Annotated in this window: 13 protein-coding genes; 4 read left to right on the forward strand and 9 right to left on the reverse strand. The window is 61.4% G+C overall.

Annotated features, from left to right (window positions below; translation table 11 throughout):
• Positions 1 to 446: 446 nt before the first annotated feature.
• Positions 447 to 914 (forward strand): GNAT family N-acetyltransferase, encoded by a 468-nt coding sequence (locus BKP54_RS26180; RefSeq protein WP_025429703.1) that lies wholly within the window; start codon positions 447 to 449, stop codon positions 912 to 914.
• A 213-nt stretch (positions 915 to 1,127) separates the two neighbouring features.
• On the opposite strand, the gene BKP54_RS26185 is transcribed toward BKP54_RS26180, so the two are convergent.
• The 3 genes from BKP54_RS26185 to BKP54_RS26195 form a co-directional block, all read right to left on the reverse strand.
• Entirely contained in the window at positions 1,128 to 1,346 is a 219-nt protein-coding gene (locus tag BKP54_RS26185; protein WP_057205904.1) for a hypothetical protein, read from the reverse strand.
• Between the two features lie 33 nt (positions 1,347 to 1,379).
• The gene (locus BKP54_RS26190; RefSeq protein ID WP_057205902.1) at positions 1,380 to 3,332 is read right to left on the reverse strand and encodes a hypothetical protein; all 1,953 of its coding nucleotides are present in this window, start codon (positions 3,330 to 3,332) and stop codon (positions 1,380 to 1,382) included.
• 521 nt (positions 3,333 to 3,853) lie between these two features.
• The gene (locus tag BKP54_RS26195; RefSeq protein WP_025429700.1) at positions 3,854 to 4,189 is read right to left on the reverse strand and encodes a hypothetical protein; all 336 of its coding nucleotides are present in this window, start codon (positions 4,187 to 4,189) and stop codon (positions 3,854 to 3,856) included.
• A 223-nt stretch (positions 4,190 to 4,412) separates the two neighbouring features.
• On the opposite strand from BKP54_RS26195, the gene BKP54_RS26200 reads away from it, so the two are divergent.
• Complete coding sequence (locus tag BKP54_RS26200; protein ID WP_025429699.1) at positions 4,413 to 4,850, forward strand: hypothetical protein; 438 nt, start codon at positions 4,413 to 4,415, stop codon at positions 4,848 to 4,850.
• A gap of 118 nt (positions 4,851 to 4,968) precedes the next feature.
• Here BKP54_RS26200 and BKP54_RS26205 read toward each other — a convergent pair whose 3' ends face one another.
• The gene (locus BKP54_RS26205) at positions 4,969 to 6,303 is read right to left on the reverse strand and encodes a PLP-dependent aminotransferase family protein (protein ID WP_084815160.1); all 1,335 of its coding nucleotides are present in this window, start codon (positions 6,301 to 6,303) and stop codon (positions 4,969 to 4,971) included.
• 86 nt (positions 6,304 to 6,389) lie between these two features.
• Here BKP54_RS26205 and BKP54_RS26210 point away from each other — a divergent pair, with 86 nt between their 5' ends.
• Both BKP54_RS26210 and BKP54_RS26215 read left to right on the forward strand, forming a co-directional pair.
• Positions 6,390 to 7,406, forward strand: coding sequence for a threonine/serine dehydratase (locus BKP54_RS26210; protein WP_084815161.1), 1,017 nt, complete (start codon positions 6,390 to 6,392; stop codon positions 7,404 to 7,406).
• A gap of 2 nt (positions 7,407 to 7,408) precedes the next feature.
• Complete coding sequence (locus BKP54_RS26215; RefSeq protein ID WP_057206150.1) at positions 7,409 to 7,822, forward strand: VOC family protein; 414 nt, start codon at positions 7,409 to 7,411, stop codon at positions 7,820 to 7,822.
• Positions 7,823 to 7,859: 37 nt separating this feature from the next.
• On the opposite strand, the gene BKP54_RS26220 is transcribed toward BKP54_RS26215, so the two are convergent.
• From BKP54_RS26220 to BKP54_RS26240, 5 genes are all read right to left on the reverse strand, one after another.
• Positions 7,860 to 9,077 (reverse strand): CoA transferase, encoded by a 1,218-nt coding sequence (locus tag BKP54_RS26220; protein WP_057212711.1) that lies wholly within the window; start codon positions 9,075 to 9,077, stop codon positions 7,860 to 7,862.
• Positions 9,074 to 10,129: a sn-glycerol-3-phosphate ABC transporter ATP-binding protein UgpC gene (gene ugpC, locus BKP54_RS26225; protein WP_084815162.1), complete on the reverse strand. Its 1,056-nt coding sequence runs from the start codon at positions 10,127 to 10,129 to the stop codon at positions 9,074 to 9,076. The genes BKP54_RS26220 and ugpC overlap by 4 nt, the downstream gene beginning before the upstream one ends.
• 79 nt (positions 10,130 to 10,208) lie before the next feature.
• A complete protein-coding gene (locus tag BKP54_RS26230) occupies positions 10,209 to 12,317 on the reverse strand; it encodes an ADP-ribosylglycohydrolase family protein (protein ID WP_245317908.1) in 2,109 nt (702 codons plus the stop codon).
• Between the two features lie 17 nt (positions 12,318 to 12,334).
• Positions 12,335 to 13,519: an ADP-ribosylglycohydrolase family protein gene (locus BKP54_RS26235; protein ID WP_057205892.1), complete on the reverse strand. Its 1,185-nt coding sequence runs from the start codon at positions 13,517 to 13,519 to the stop codon at positions 12,335 to 12,337.
• Complete coding sequence (locus tag BKP54_RS26240; RefSeq protein WP_225906381.1) at positions 13,506 to 14,930, reverse strand: extracellular solute-binding protein; 1,425 nt, start codon at positions 14,928 to 14,930, stop codon at positions 13,506 to 13,508. Before BKP54_RS26240 ends, BKP54_RS26235 begins: the two co-directional genes overlap by 14 nt.
• Between the last annotated feature and the right edge of the window lie 22 nt (positions 14,931 to 14,952).

Consider the following 14,952-nt stretch of genomic DNA (forward strand, 5'->3'; position numbering starts at 1 on the left):
CGGCTTCTTGATTCTATTGCCTGGCTAAACCGCTCGGTGCCTCGGATCATTTGCGGCAGTCTCGTTCTCACATGAGTGCTGGTTCAAGCTTCCACCGGCACGGTTTGGCGCGCGCCAGCCAAACCGCCTGCATTATCCTGAGGTTGAGCAGCGCTTGTCGCACGACCGCGATGTTGCAGTTCGAGGAACCTGCGCACGCACCGGCTTCTAAGATGGCTGCAACGCCTCGCATCGATAGCGTCAGTGAAGCAGGACCGAAGGTCGGCTACCCCAAATCGTGGCAGATCATTCCGAACTCAAGACTGGCGGATTGCCGGTAATACTCGCGCTTCAATCAGCGCGTTTGAATTACTATCAGCAATACCGTAGAGTTGTTATCTGCCAGCGATTGGAATACTGAATGGCCGTGATTTCTGCCTTAACAGCACGTGACAAGCGGAGCTTGAATGCCGGTCATCTTCCAACGGATAAATGAAGACCACGCGTTGCGGGCGGCGGCCATCATCGTGAAGGCATATATCGGGCCGCCTTGGAACGAGGCGTGGACCTTGGAGAGAGCGACGGCACGGATGGGCGAGTTGTCGACCACTCCCGGTTGGCTCGGCGTCGGGGCATTGGAAAATGGCGCGTTGCTTGGCTTTGCGATCGGCCTCCCCCATACGTCGGCGGCCGGCAGGGGCCTGTACATTCCTGAAATCGCGGTTCTGCCTTCTCACCAGGGACGTGGCATCGGCAAGCAACTGCTAAGATTTCTTGAGGCTGAAGCCTTGAGTTCCGGCTTTTCGAGCGCGTGGCTTTTGTCGCAAAGTGAGGGCGCCACTGCCGAATACTATAAGGCGAGCGGCTACAATCAGGCTACGAAGCTCAGGATTTATTCAAAGCCGCTAAAGTGGAGTCCTGAGTCAGCGCGCTGATGATTTGTGATGTAACCGGCCCGTGCCTGAGTTCGCTTGGATGATTGCTAGGCATCCCCCGCGCTGCATACGCTCTGGCGCCAGCAGTCCAAACTCGGGGCGTACCAAGTCACGCCGAGGCTTCACACCAGCATTGCGCTGCACCTTGACCCCATGGCCGAGACAATCCACGCCTTCAGCCAGGCTTGTGCTGCCGTTTTTTAAGCCGGCGCCCTACCCTTCGTAGTGCCCCGACGACGCGGCGGCAGCCGACTTGACGACCAACGCCACGTCGGCCCCCTTGATCACGCTCACCCCGGCGGCACGTAGATCGGCAACCGTCTTCAGTCCCCCGGCCTTCGGTGAATCCAGCGGCTCGACGCTGCGAGCCTTCAGATCGACAATCCAAAGGCCGTCCTCACCTTCGATACCTATCACAACAACTTTGGCCATCCGTATTCCCCTCTCACTATGGATCTGCTCGGTCTAAAATCCTGCCCTCTTCAAGCCTTCTCTGTAGAGGTCCTTGTGCCATTGTTCCTTGCTGGGAACGGCGGCAAGCCACGTGTCCAGGTCGAAATTGGGGTTGGCTTCGCGCACCCGGCGAACAAAGACACGCGCTCTGTCCCTATGGCCCAACATCGCCCAGTTCGCGGCCGAGAGCCTGTCGGCCAGGCTCGGATCGGCCATACGTCCGATGTAATCCAGCGATGTCTCGAATTCACTCAACGCGTAGTTCGCACCTGCGGCGGTCCAGAGATAGGAGTCCGGGCTCAACGGATTGAGCTCAATCGCATGTTCGATCTTTTCCAACGCCTTGCCGGGAAGCGAGCAATGGACGAGTGTATCGGCATGGTCGGCAATGATATCGGCATAATGGGGACCAAGCGTCTCCGCGAGTTCCATTGCTTCCGCGCTTTCATCGAAAGCCCCCTGCAACAGCTTGGCCACGCCGAACTCGCGATAGCCGTCTGCCAGATTCCGGCGGGCCCCGATGGCACGCGTAGCAAACACCTCGGCCGCCTTCAGCAGTTCGAGGTCGCCACGTGCCGTCAGCAGCCATTCCTTTGAGTAGGTCCTGGCGATCGAACTCAGCGCCGGCGCAAAATCGGCGCTCGCATGGAGTGCGGTCTTCATCTCCTTGCGGGCGCGCCGCAGGTCCGGCAGCGTCAGCCGGTTCAGGTGCCGTCGTCCCACGAGATAGCTGTGGTACGCTGCCGGATTCAGCTCGCGATAAAGACGCGCCGCCTCATGCCGCTCGATCTCGCTTGAAACCGAAAGCGCGATGTTTCGTGCGATCACACGCCGGGTGGCGACGAGTTCCGGATGGCTCAGGCTGAACCTTTCCGCCCACACGACTTCATTATCGGGAAAGAAGATGAGCTGGACGAACAACGTCCCTTCGCTTGTCTGACTGCTGATCCGGCTGTCGAGGATGTAGTTCAGAGAAAATCGCTCAAAGAAATCAGCCTGGTCCTCAAGCTGGCGCCCGATCCGGACGGCAGAATGGTGGGCGATCACCTGAAGGCTGTTGAAGGCGCAAAACCCGATGGTGATGTCCTCGATCAGGGCGCTCGCGATGAAGCCAAAGTCCGGGCGCCCGACATAGTCGCTTGGAGGCAACAGCACCAGACGAGGGATTGCATGACGGTGCGTTTGTCCAGATCCAGTCTGAAAATCAGGTTCGGACATGCTGGCGGCACGAGCGTACGGCCGTGCGACCGGTCCAGGTCCGGCATCCCGGCTCGCCAAGGTGTTCACGAGATCGGCACCTCGTGCAAGCGCATCGCGTCGCCTCTCGAGAATTTTCCTGAGGTGGTCGACTTGCTCTTCGGCTTGAAAGATTTCGACAAGCAACTGCAACGTATCGGGATTCGGATCCGCGTATTCCGCCTCGATGAGCAATATCCCCGCATCCTTGAGAACGTCAGCCTCTTCCTCCGAACGCGGCGCGCGCGCCGCTTTTCGCAACAAAGCTTTGAGAAGGGTATTTTGGCGGTCTTTCTGTTCCGCGAGCCAGCCATAAAAAGCGCGGCTCTGACAGCCGACCGCCCCCAGGAATGACCTGTGCATCAGCGTTGCAAGGCTGCGGAGCTGGGGCAAGGGATCGGCTATTTCGCTATCGGTCGCCGGATCCATGTCCGATGACAACGACGCGCGATCCATATGGATCATGCTACTGGTAAAGGAGAGGAATTGCGCTCCAATTTCGTCCTGGCGGACCTTTATCCTGGAAATCAACTTGCGCATGTTCACGAGCGGAACGGCACTGTCTTCGTTGCCCCACAAGAATGCGGCCATCACCGTTCGGTGTTCGGCTCCATCTTTGGTCGTGAGCAAATAAGCGAGAAGTAACAAACCTTTCTCGGGATAGGCAATTTGCCTTCCCTCTGAATCGACGAGCCTCAAGCCCCCAAAGGTTTGCAGCAAGAAAGCCATTTGTACCTTTAAGCCGTTCCGCCAATATTGATTGGCATCCGCGTGCCGAAAAAAATTCAACAGCAGTATCTAAGCCCTTCGGCCACTAATCTAGGAAGCGATTGGACAAACGATTGCGCGACAGAGTTTGTCTTAATACCTCACGCAATTCAACCGGGAATTTACTGTGGGAGAAGGGAGTTTCCATAGCTTACCAGCACCAATGGGTAATCGACAGGCGGTCTATTCTACGTTCCACTCCAGGTTTTATTCCAATTTTTGACGCAACGACAGGGAATCGCGGCCGATGTCCCGCGGCGAAGGCCCTGATCGCTCTCTGCGTTCATCGAAAGCACCAATGCTGCAGCGGGGCTTGGCTGCTTGGCGCCACGGCTTGACCGAAGACCGCCAATGCACGCTCAGGGTGACTTGGCGCTCCGAGCCTATCGCGCTTGCGCAGTTACGGTTGTCATGCCGGCGGCATGTCCCTGTATCCGGGCACGCGTCAAGGCTCTCGGCACGACCTCAGGGTTGGACGGCGCTTATTCGATACCGGATGCAGCCGGCTCATCCGTTGGATCCGGTTCGGATTGCAACTCCTCCGCCGGCAAATCTCGTCTCAATGTCGCAATCTCTTGTCTGCCCCAGGCTTCGGCTCGATCCATCAGCGAGCGCATCTCGCTGTTGAGAGCATGCGAACGCATGACGTCGTCTGCATGGCTGGTATTGGTGCGCGGATCGTAAAAGCTACCGATGTCCGCACCGGCGGCGCGTCTGGCCTGCTCCAGCTGCGCTCGTAGCTCGGATAGCTCAGCTTTTGCCGCGAAATATCGTCTCATCACGTCGATGAGTTCGCGGTCGCGTGCCTTTGTCTTCATGGAAGCCTCCCTCAATACGCAGCCTGAGTGATCCCACAAGATGTCAAAATCTGGGTACTTCGCCCATGCGGGCGTGTTGCCTGTGGACGGATTGTCGCGGCGCCGGATTGGCAGCGGGTCACGAAGCATCATCGTGATTGGACTTCGCGCCCAACAAGAGTCACGCTTTCGGTAGGGTGAAATGGGCTGGCGCAGAGCATCTATCGTCTAAATGGAGGCAACAATGAAGCACCATACACGCGAGCAATTGCAGGTCTTTGCACAAATCGAACCGGAATGCCGGCCGCTGAGCATGTCTCGCAGGGAACGCCTCGAACGTTGGGCGGAGGTTCTCGAGCAGAGCCCGTCCCGACACTTGGCGACATTGTATGAAACCGAACACCAGTCCGCTGCCGTGCGCGATACATTGCGCAGCGACGGCTCGCCGATCTCCGTCGCGTTCGAAGATACCATGCTGCGTGCCGCAGGCATGGAAAACGACACCTATGGCGAAGCCCTCAGGTTCTTCGAGTTGCGCGACTGGCAGCTGCACGGCGTGATCTGCTACTGCCATTTCGGTGCAACGGTGAACGCGCAGACGGCCGCAGAACTCGTCAGGTCGATCTCGACTGGCGAACGCAGCGGCCTATTCGCCCGGCTGCGCGCGCTGTTCGTCGGCTGACGCGAGCCGCATTTCACCATGTTGTGAGATGCTGCGCGGCAGATGGTAGTTCGCCGATGTAGAGATGTTGGCGAGATTAAAAGCGCCGGGCCATGCCCCCGCTTGCTTCAAGTCTTCGTCACTCGATCTCGGCGTCGCCAGGCACCGAGGCCAGCAGGGATCGGATCACGTGAAGCCCGCGCTCCAGGTCCTTGAGCGGCGGAGCGGAGATCGCGACGCGCACCGCGTTTGGTGCACGCCCTGGGATGGCACTAAACACGCCCGCAGGCGTGATGGCGACGCCTTGTACAGCTGCCGCCGAAACGAACGCCCCGGCACTCCAGATCTCCGGCAGTTCGAGCCAGATATGAAAGGCGTTGCTTTCCGCCGACGGCGACACGTGGCCGAGAATGCGCGCCGTCAGCAACTGCCGATCGCGCCCATCCTTCCGCTTCAGCTCCGAAACATGGGCGGCTGTGCCGTCAGAGATCCAGGATAGCACCAGGTGCATTGATAGAGACGACGCCATCCAGCCCCCGGCACGCATCACCGCGGCAATGCGATCCTTGACCTGCGGCGGCGCGACGACAATGCCAACGCCAACGCCCGGACCAAGCCGCTTCTGCATGCTGTTGACGTAGACGACACGCTCCGGCGCATAGGCCGCAAGCGGTGCCGCGTCGGAAAGGAATGCAAAGGCAGCGTCCTCGATGCAGAGCAGCCCGGTCTCCTCGAGCGCCTCGGCGAGGGCAGTTCGTCGTGCGTGCGACATCGAAAAACCGAGCGGGTTATGGATAGTCGGCTGGATGTAGATCGCATCGAGCGGCTTCGCACGATGCACCCTGATAAGCGCCGCAACGTCGACGCCGTCACCGTCGATCTCAAGCGGCACGAGCTGCAAGCCGAGCCGAGCCGCCATGCGGATGACCGAGGGATAGGTCAACGGCTCGACGCCGATGCGATCGCCAGGCTTGCAGACAGCTGCCATGGCGCATGCAATCGCTTGGCGTCCTCCACCGGCAAGAAGGATGCCGTCAGGCCTCGGGGACCAATGATCGTGCACGAGATGGCGCGTGACGATCTCGCCGGCGCCCTTTGGCCCGAAGGGACCGAGAGCGTCCATGGCGTCAAAGAGTGTTGCCGGGTTGGCCATGTTCTTGAACGCCGGCGCCATCAGGGCCGCCTGCTGCAGGGAACCCGATGTCGCCAGTTGCAAATCGATCGGCGCGTCGGCGATCTCACTAATCCGCGCAGATTGCAGCCGGTCCGGCGTCCTGACGAAGGTCCCACGCCCGACTTCGCCGATAACCAGACCGCGGCGAACGAGTTCGGCATAAACACGGCTGGCGGTCGAGACCGCTATTCCTCTCTCATAGGCAAAGGTTCTTTGCGGCTGCAGCCGCGAACCGGGCGGCAGCTTTCCAGAGGCGATCTCGCTGGCGACAACGTCGGCGACGGCGCGGTAATCCAGCATCTCAAATGCTCCGAGGGCAATAAACCAATTGAACTCTTATGACATCGGTGCATTTGTAAAACAAATTGCAGCGCCGGATCAACGTCATGCCATTCTCCACCGTCCCGACAACTTCCCTGCCAACTCTACACGATGTCGAAGCGGCCGCCCGCCGTATCGGCAAATACTGCATCGAGACGCCCCTGCTGGAATCGCAATATCTCAACCAGAAACATGGTGGCCGGTTGCTGCTCAAGGCTGAAAGCCTGCAGGTCACGGGTTCGTTCAAGCTGCGTGGCGCGGTCAACAGGGTGGGGTCGCTGACCGACGACGAACGGCGGCGTGGCGTCGTCGCCCGGTCTTCCGGCAATCACGGCCTTGCGATTGCCTATTGCGCCGGCCTGATGGGCACATCAGCCGTGGTCGTCGTGCCGGAGACCGCACCGGCGGCAAAGGCCGAACGGATCGCGGCCTATGGAGCACGCGTCGTGAAGGTTCCGATGAAAGACCTCGCCGACGTGGCAGCTGAAATCACGCGTCGCGAGGATCGGGTGCTTATACCGCCGGCCGACGATTTCTGGGTGGTTGCCGGTGCCGGCACCGTCGCGCTTGAAATGGCGGAACAGGCCGCGAGGCTGAATGCCCAGATCGATGTATTGCTGACCTGCTGCTCCGGCGGCGGACTGACCGCCGGTTGCCTGCTGGGGTTGAGCAAGGCGTCTCCGTCCACCAAGGTTTATGGCGTCGAGGCCGTTGGGTTCGAGAAGATGGCGAAATCGCTCGCAGCCGGCAAACGCATCAACCTGGCACCAGGCGGCCATTCGATCTGCGACGCCATCAGCGGGCTCTACATGGCAGAGATTCCCTTCGAGATCATCAGACCTGATCTGGCCGGTACGCTTGCTGTCACGGATGACGAAGCAAAGGAGGCCATGCGCGTGGCCTTCAGCGAATTCGGCTTGGCTCTCGAGCCTGGAAGCGCTGTCGCGTTGGCGGCTGTGCTCGCCCGCAAGATACCGCTCGAGGGACGTACGTTTGCCGTCACGCTATCCGGCCGGAACGTCGATTTGGATCTTGCCGGCGCCATCCTGGCGAGTGGAGAGCCAACGGTCGGCAGGGCATGAACATGTTCAGCCACGTCACGGTTGGTTGCAGCGACCTTGATCGTGCCTCCGTCTTCTACGACGCCGTTCTCGCGCCTCTTGGTCTTGTCAGGCGAACAGTTGCTCCGGATGGCGGACCGGCTGCAGCGTGCTGGATCGCATCAGGTCAGGCATTGCCGCGCTTCTACGTCTATGAGCCGTTCGACAGGAAGCCTGCCAGTGTGGGAAACGGTAGCATGGTCGCATTTCTCGCGCCGACACCTGCGGCGGTCGACCAGGCCCATGCTGCCGGCCTTGCGGCCGGCGGTACGGACGAGGGCGTTCCCGGTCCGAGGCCGCACTATGGAGATGGCTACTACGGTGCATATCTGCGCGACCCCGACGGCAACAAGGTGCATGTCGTCTGTAGAGATGACCTTCTGCCCCTTTTACCGTAACGGTCCGAATGGCCGGCGCGTAAAGCGGGACGCAGCCTTATCGGCCTGCTCCGGCAACGATCGCCGCCGCTATCGTGGCATTAAACCCCACTTCTGCCAGCACCTCGGCCGTATGTTCACCAAGCGCCGGTGCCGGACGCCGGAAGCGTCCCGGTGTTTCGGACATGCGCGGCACGATGTTGTGCATGGGCAGCGCACCGTGCTCCGCATCATCCAGCGATACGATCACCTCGCGCTCGGCAAAATGTGCGTCCTCGGTGGCGTCGGCAATGTTGTAGATCGGCCCGACCGTTGCGCCACTGTCGCGCATGGTGGCAAGGGCTTCGTCATGCGAGCGCACGGCAAACCAGGCTCCGATGGCGTCATCGACCAGATCGCGATGCTTGAGGCGTTCGCTGTTGGAGCGGAAGCGCGGATCATCGTTCATGTCGGCCCGGCCGATGATCTCGAATATCCGCCGGGCGACCGCCGGCGTCGAACCGGAGAGCGCGACGTATTTGCCATCGGCGCAGCGGTAGACGTTGCGCGGGCATGCGGTGTTCGAGGCGCTGCCGATGCGTTCCTTGACCGTGCCGTTGAGCGCGTAGATGCCGGCCTCGGGGCCAAGCACGGAAAAGATCGGCTCCAGCAGCGACAGGTCGATGACCTGCCCGCGCGCTCTGCCCTTTTCGCGCGCAAAGAGCGCCGTCATCGTCGCCGACATGCCGTAGACACCGGCGATCATGTCGGCGAGCGCGAGCGGCGGCAGCACAGGTTCGCGGTCGGGAAAACCGGTGCGGTAGGCATAGCCGCTCATGCCTTCGACGATGGTGCCGAAGCCGGGAAATTCCGCATAGGGGCCTGTCTGCCCGAAACCGGATATGCGCACGACGACGAGATCGGGATTGCGCGCGAGCAGCGCCTCCGGGCCAAAGCCCATCTGTTCGAGCGTTCCCGGGCGAAAATTCTCGATGAAGACGTCGGCGCTCGCAACCAGCGCCCAGAGTGCCTCGCGGTCGGCCGTTTCGCGCAAATTCAGGACGACAGAGCGCTTGTTGCGCCCATAGGTCTTCCAGAACAGCGACAGGCCTTCGTCTTTCCATTCGCGCAGCGGATCACCGGCCGGCGGTTCGATCTTGATCACGTCGGCGCCGAAATCGGCAAGCTGCAGCGACAACATGTTGCCGGCGACGAGACGCGAAAGGTCGAGAACCTTGACCCCTTCGAGAGGCCCCTCGGCGTTCGGATCCCAGTGTTTCCTGGCAAATTCGCTCATTGGATGCGCCCGCCGGTCTTGTCGTCGAACAATAGGATATTGGCGGTGTCGAAACCGATCGTCACGTTCGCGCCCGATTGCAGTAATGCGCTTTCGCCGAGAACCACGGTGATATCCGTGGTCTCGAGTCGCAGCATGACCTCCTGTGCCTCCCCGGTCGGCTCGACCAGCACAACCTCGGCGGCGATGCCGTTGTCGGCAAGCTGGATGTGTTGCGGGCGGATGCCGTAGACGACCTTGCGCCCCTGTGCGAGCCCATGGCCCGAAGGCAGCGGCAGGCGGGCGTCGTCGGCAAGCCGTAGCATCTGGCCGTCGACCTCGCCACGCAAGAGGTTGATCTCAGGCGAGCCGATGAAGCTGGCAACGAACAGGTTCTGCGGGTTTTTGTAAAGCTCCAGCGGCGGCCCCATCTGCTCGATCTTGCCGCCGTTCAGAACGACGATCTTGTCGGCCATGGTCATGGCTTCCGTCTGGTCGTGGGTGACGTAGATCGTGGTCTTGCCCAGGCGCTGATGCAGCTTCTTGATCTCGCCGCGCATCTTAACCCGGAGCTTGGCGTCGAGGTTGGAAAGCGGCTCGTCGAAGAGAAATGCACGCGGATCGCGCACGATGGCGCGCCCCATGGCCACACGCTGACGCTGACCGCCCGACAGTTCGCGCGGAAGCCGTTCGAGCAGGTGTTCGAGCCCGAGGATGTCGGCGGCTTCGTTGACGCGGCGACTGATCTCGCTCTTCGAAACACCGGCAAGCTTCAGCGCGAAGCTCATGTTGTCTGCTACCTTCATGTGCGGATAGAGCGCATAGCTCTGGAACACCATGGCAAGGTCGCGCTCCTTGGCCGGCATGTCGTTGACGATGCGTCCGCCGATGGTGATTTCGCCGGCGCTGATGTCTTCCAGCCCGGCGATCATCCGCAGCAGCGTCGACTTTCCGCAACCGGACGGGCCGACTAGGACCACGAATTCGCCGCTGCCCATGTCCAGCGAAATATTATCGAGCACCGACAGGCTGCCGTAACTCTTGCCCACATTCCGCAGTTCGATCTCGGACATGGTCTCTCCTCCCACTTGATACGCCGACGCGGTTCTTGGCCCGCCGGCCCGTTGGACCGGCAGGCAGGATCAAACCCGCTCAGGCGGACTCGATAATCTCGAACGTTCCGACGCTCATGCGACCGAGCGCGCCGAGGCGAAGGCCGGCCATGCCATAGGCAAACTGGTCATCGCTCGCCTCGATCAACGGCTTGCCGTCGATGGCAAAGGACAGCGCATCGCCCTTTACCGAAAACGCGAAACCGTAGCTCTTGCCGAGCTCACGCTTGAACGGGGCGCGCGCGAGAACGGTGGTGCCGAAATCCTCCTTGAGGATGACGACGTCGTCGCCGTCGAAGCCTGCGGCATAGAACCGGCTGGTGCCCTGCACGCGGGCCGTCACCAGTTGCGACGGCCCGGTAAGCGGCTTGATATCCGCCAGGACCTCGACGTCGCGGGCGTAGTAATGGCCCGTCCACATATCGGCATCGCTGGCCGTATGGGCGTGAATGCGGCCGTCCTGCAGCGTCCAGTGACCACGGTTCCAGGTAAAGCGCGAGATCGCACCCCACTCCTGCACTTCGGTCTTGGGGTCGATGACAGTCTTGCCAGCACCCTCGATCTTGAAATCGGCGAGGAACAGGCGGCCGAGGAATTTCAGACGACCGAAGTACTCGACCTGAATGCCGATCTCGTCGATCGCTTCGGCGCCTTCCGGCACGGTGAATGCGTAGTCCTGCCAGCCTTCGTGGTTGGGAACGTGCCACGCACCGGTCTCTTCGATCGCGCCTGACATCGCGCGGCGGATATAGGGCGCGACGCGCAGGTTGCCGTCACCGTTCCACGGATCGAGCCATAGCTTGAACGACACTTTCTGGCCGGCATCGACCAGCGGCGAGAACATCGGACGATAGCGCTCGTCGTCGAAATCGGACCGGCGATAGAACGGCTTCCAGAAGATACGTCCACCCTGGCCGCGCTCGAGCCGGTCAAGCTGGATCTCGAGCGAGCCGCGCGAGCCTTCGGCCTGCCTTTCGGCCGAGCCCTTGAGGCTGATCTGGTTGAAGCCCTCGGTGCGGAAACCATGGGTCGAGCCCGGCAGATCGAAGTCGAAGCGGACGCCACGGCGGGTAAAGTCCTCGAACCAAAGGGCCGGCACATCGTCTTCGCGCAGTTGCAGCGCCAGCACGGTCAGTTCCCGGGCAAAAGACGGAATATCGACGATGTTGATCGAGCCGACGACGCCCGAGGCGACGATGAAGTCGTTGATTGGCTTGCGGTACTTGTGCCAGTTCGGCTGAAGCCCCTGGAACGTGCCTACGATGGCACCGGCATTGCCGGCGTTGCAGTCGGTATCCCAGCCGGCCATGGTCGCGATCTCGGCGGTGCGCGGCAGATCGCCTTCGCCATAAAGGATCGCCATGACAGTGACACCGGCGTTCGGGATGATGTGGCAGACGCCGGGATAGCGGTCATAGCCCCATTCGGCCGTCAGCATGTCACGGCAGGCGCGCCAGTTGCCGGGGCTGGCCTTGTGGAAGTCGATCACGGCCTGCGCAACGCGGGCATAGGTCGATTTTGCGTCAATGGTCGCCATGGCAGCGTCGATCACCTCGGCGATCGACGTCGCCTCGAATGCCTTGGCGATTGCGGCAGCGCAGAAGCGGGCGCCATTCAGGCCGTCGCCGTCATGGGCGACGCTTGCCGCACGGGCCGAAGCGTCAGCCGCCTTCTGCGGCTCGCCCGGATGCACCCAGCCCCAGCTGTCGATGAAGATCTGGCCGCCGATCTGTTCGGCAACGGTTGCGCCGTTCTGGGCGATCGATCCGGACTGCGGCGCGGGGATGCCGGCGCGCAGGTTGCGGTAGGCGGTGTGTTCGGTCGAGACGCCGAAACCGCCCCACCAGTACATGCCATGCTCTTCGGCGGCATAGTTCACCCAGGTCTTGCCGACATCGGCCGCACTGGCCTTGAGGCCATAGTCGCGCAGAGCACGGATGAAGTAGACCGGGCCGTTGGTGTCGTCATCGGCGGCAAAATTCTTGAAATCGCGCAGGTACTGGGTAACTTCGCCATAGGTCTTCTGGACGCGCTCATAGCTCCAGATCGTCGGTTCGACCGGCGCACCAAGGCGAACGCCAATGGCCTTGCCGATGAAACCGGCATAGATCTTCTCGTAAATCGTCTCTTTGCTGAGCTTGGGCATCATGCGTCTTTCGTTATCAATCAGAATGTGAGGGCAGCGCGGAAGCTGGTCCGCCGGTCGGCTACCGCCTGGTCGGCGGCCTGGATGATGGTCGCCGTTTCGGAGAACCGATCGGCGGAGGCGGTGAGGTCCAGCTTGTTGACATCGTCGAGCAGGGCGTGGTCGGCGGCATCGATGACGCCTTCGCCATGCATCGCGCCAAGAATCGCGCCGGCCATGACGCCGATCGAGTCGGTATCGCGGCCGGAATTGATGCCATCCTCGATCGACCGGCGGAAATCGCCGTCGTTGAACAGGCAGAATCCAAGTGCCAAAGGCAGTTCCTCGATCGAGCCGAGGCGGCTTGGCTGATAGGCGGCAGTCAGCCGCCCTGCCTTGGCGGGCGTGTGGTTGACGTCGTCGCCCATGGGAGAATAGGGCGCGATGGCCGCATGAAACGCGGCAACGACGGTCTGATAGTCCGCACCCTGCGCCTTGAGCTTGCGGGCAACTTCGGCGATGTCAGCAATGGCGTTGCGCGTGCCGTCCTTGGCCAGTGCCAGAACCGCTTCGATCACGCCTTCGATATCCGTTCCCGGGATGAAGGCCGCGGCGACTGCGGCGGCAAACGCGCCGGCAGCTTCAAGCCCGAAGCTTTCCTGGTGGCCGGAGGCGAATGCGATCGCCTCGTCATAGGCGGCCTTCGGATCGCAGGCATTGACGACGCCGATCGGCGCCACATACATCGCCGCGCCGCAATTGACCATGTTGCCGATGCCACCTTGGCGCGGATCGCACGAGGTAAGCTGGTGGCGCTGGAATATCCACTTCTCGGGATAGAACAGCCGCTCGATCAGCATCGCTTCGCGCTGCAGTTCCGGCACGTAGCGCGGCACCCAGGCGATCTGCTTGACCATGCCGTCGGCCATGTCCCAGGCATCGAGATGCCTGCGGACCTCGCCATAGATATCCATCAGGCAGAGCGTCATCAGCGTGTCGTCGGTGACGATGCCGTTGCCGCGCACCCGGCCGTTGCGGGCCGTGGCATCCAGCGACATCTTGTGCCACTCGGTGTTAAGCGACGTCACCCGCCCATACCTGGCCGCGATCTCCGCGGCCGGCAGCTTTTCAACCGGCGCCCCCATGGCGTCGCCGAGCGCGACGCCATGGATGAGCGCGCGGACCCTCCCCTTCAGGGAGAGCCCTTGAACGCTACTTTTCTGCATCTAGAACTGTCCTTGCATACTCGTTGAGACGTTTTCCCCCTGCCGCTTCCCACTCCGCGACATACTGGTCCCACTGATCCATCTTGGCGGCGCCGGAGATGAACTTGTAGACCCAGGACCGATAGACGTTTTCGGTCGCGTCGAGATCGGCCGCGTAGTCCGCCGGCCACACGAAGGTGTTGTCCGGCTTGAAGTCCTTCTGGATCGTCGCCAGCGACTGCTGCGCCGCTTCGGACTGCCAAACGACGGGTGGGGTCCAGTTGGCCGCAACCATGAAACGGGCGTACCATGTCGCGATCTTGTCGGTGACTTTGTAGCTGTCGCCGTCCTTGGTGTATTCCTGACCCTCGAAGCCGAGGCGATCGAACATCTGGCCTTCGGGGCTCGCCATGAAGTCGAGCAGCTTCATCACTTCGGCCTTGTGCTCGGAGATGGCGGAAATCGCCAGCCCGCGCGATTCCTTGGAGACGTCGACCGCTGCAAGGCCCTGCCCGCCCGGTCCCTTCGGTGGCGCCAGAAGCACCAGTTCGGTACCCGGATGGACCTGGCGCATCTTGCCGCCATAGATGTCGATGACTTCGCCGGAGGAGCCGAAGATCACGCCCGCCCGGCCGGTGTAGAACTTGTCTTCCTTCACGTCGAACTTGGTGGTGATGTATTCGGGATCGTAGAGGCCCTGCTCGCGCAGCGAGGCGTAGAAGGCGATCTTATCCTTCTCTTGGGAGGTGATGCGCGACTGCACCCACTCACCGCCTGCGTTCTTCATCCAGGTTCCGGTGATGCCGAAGGCCTGGTTGAAGATCGAATCGAGCTCGTTGGTGTTGTCGGCCGTGGTCACGCCGTAGCTGTCGGCGACGCCATTGCCGTCGAGATCACCGTCCTTGATGGCCTTGAACAAAGTCACATAGTCTTCGACGGTTTCGGGCGCCTTGAGGCCGGTCTTTTCCAGCCAGTCCTTGCGGATCACCGGCTGGGGTCCGCGTACCGGATAGACGTAGAGCAGGTAGGGATAGTTCTTGAGGCGCTCGACATTGTGCGGCCACAGCGCGTCCTTCAGGTACTTGGTGTCGGCCAACATCGGGCCGAGGTCTTCAAGCACGCCCTGCTCGACCATCTTGGCGTCGCCACCCTGAAAATAGATCAGGTCGGGGATATCGCCCGAAAGCAGCATGACCGACAGCTTGTCGGCATAGCCGGAAGACGGCAGGTCGACGAGTTCGATGTCGAGATCGGTGCCCTGCGCCCGGAGCGCTTCCTCAATACGCTGCAGGTGCTTGACGTCGTCTGGGTTGGATGGGGTGAAGTCCTTGGACACAACCCGGATCTTGACCGGTTCGGCCATTGTCGGGGCGGCAGCACCAAGGCTGAGCGCCAGGGCTGTCGATGCCAGCAGGACCATTTTTCTAAGCATTTCGTCTCCTCCGTTTAGATAG

Source organism: Ensifer sp. 1H6 (genome assembly GCF_001976035.1).
Taxonomy (GTDB): Bacteria; Pseudomonadota; Alphaproteobacteria; order Rhizobiales; family Rhizobiaceae; genus Ensifer; species Ensifer canadensis.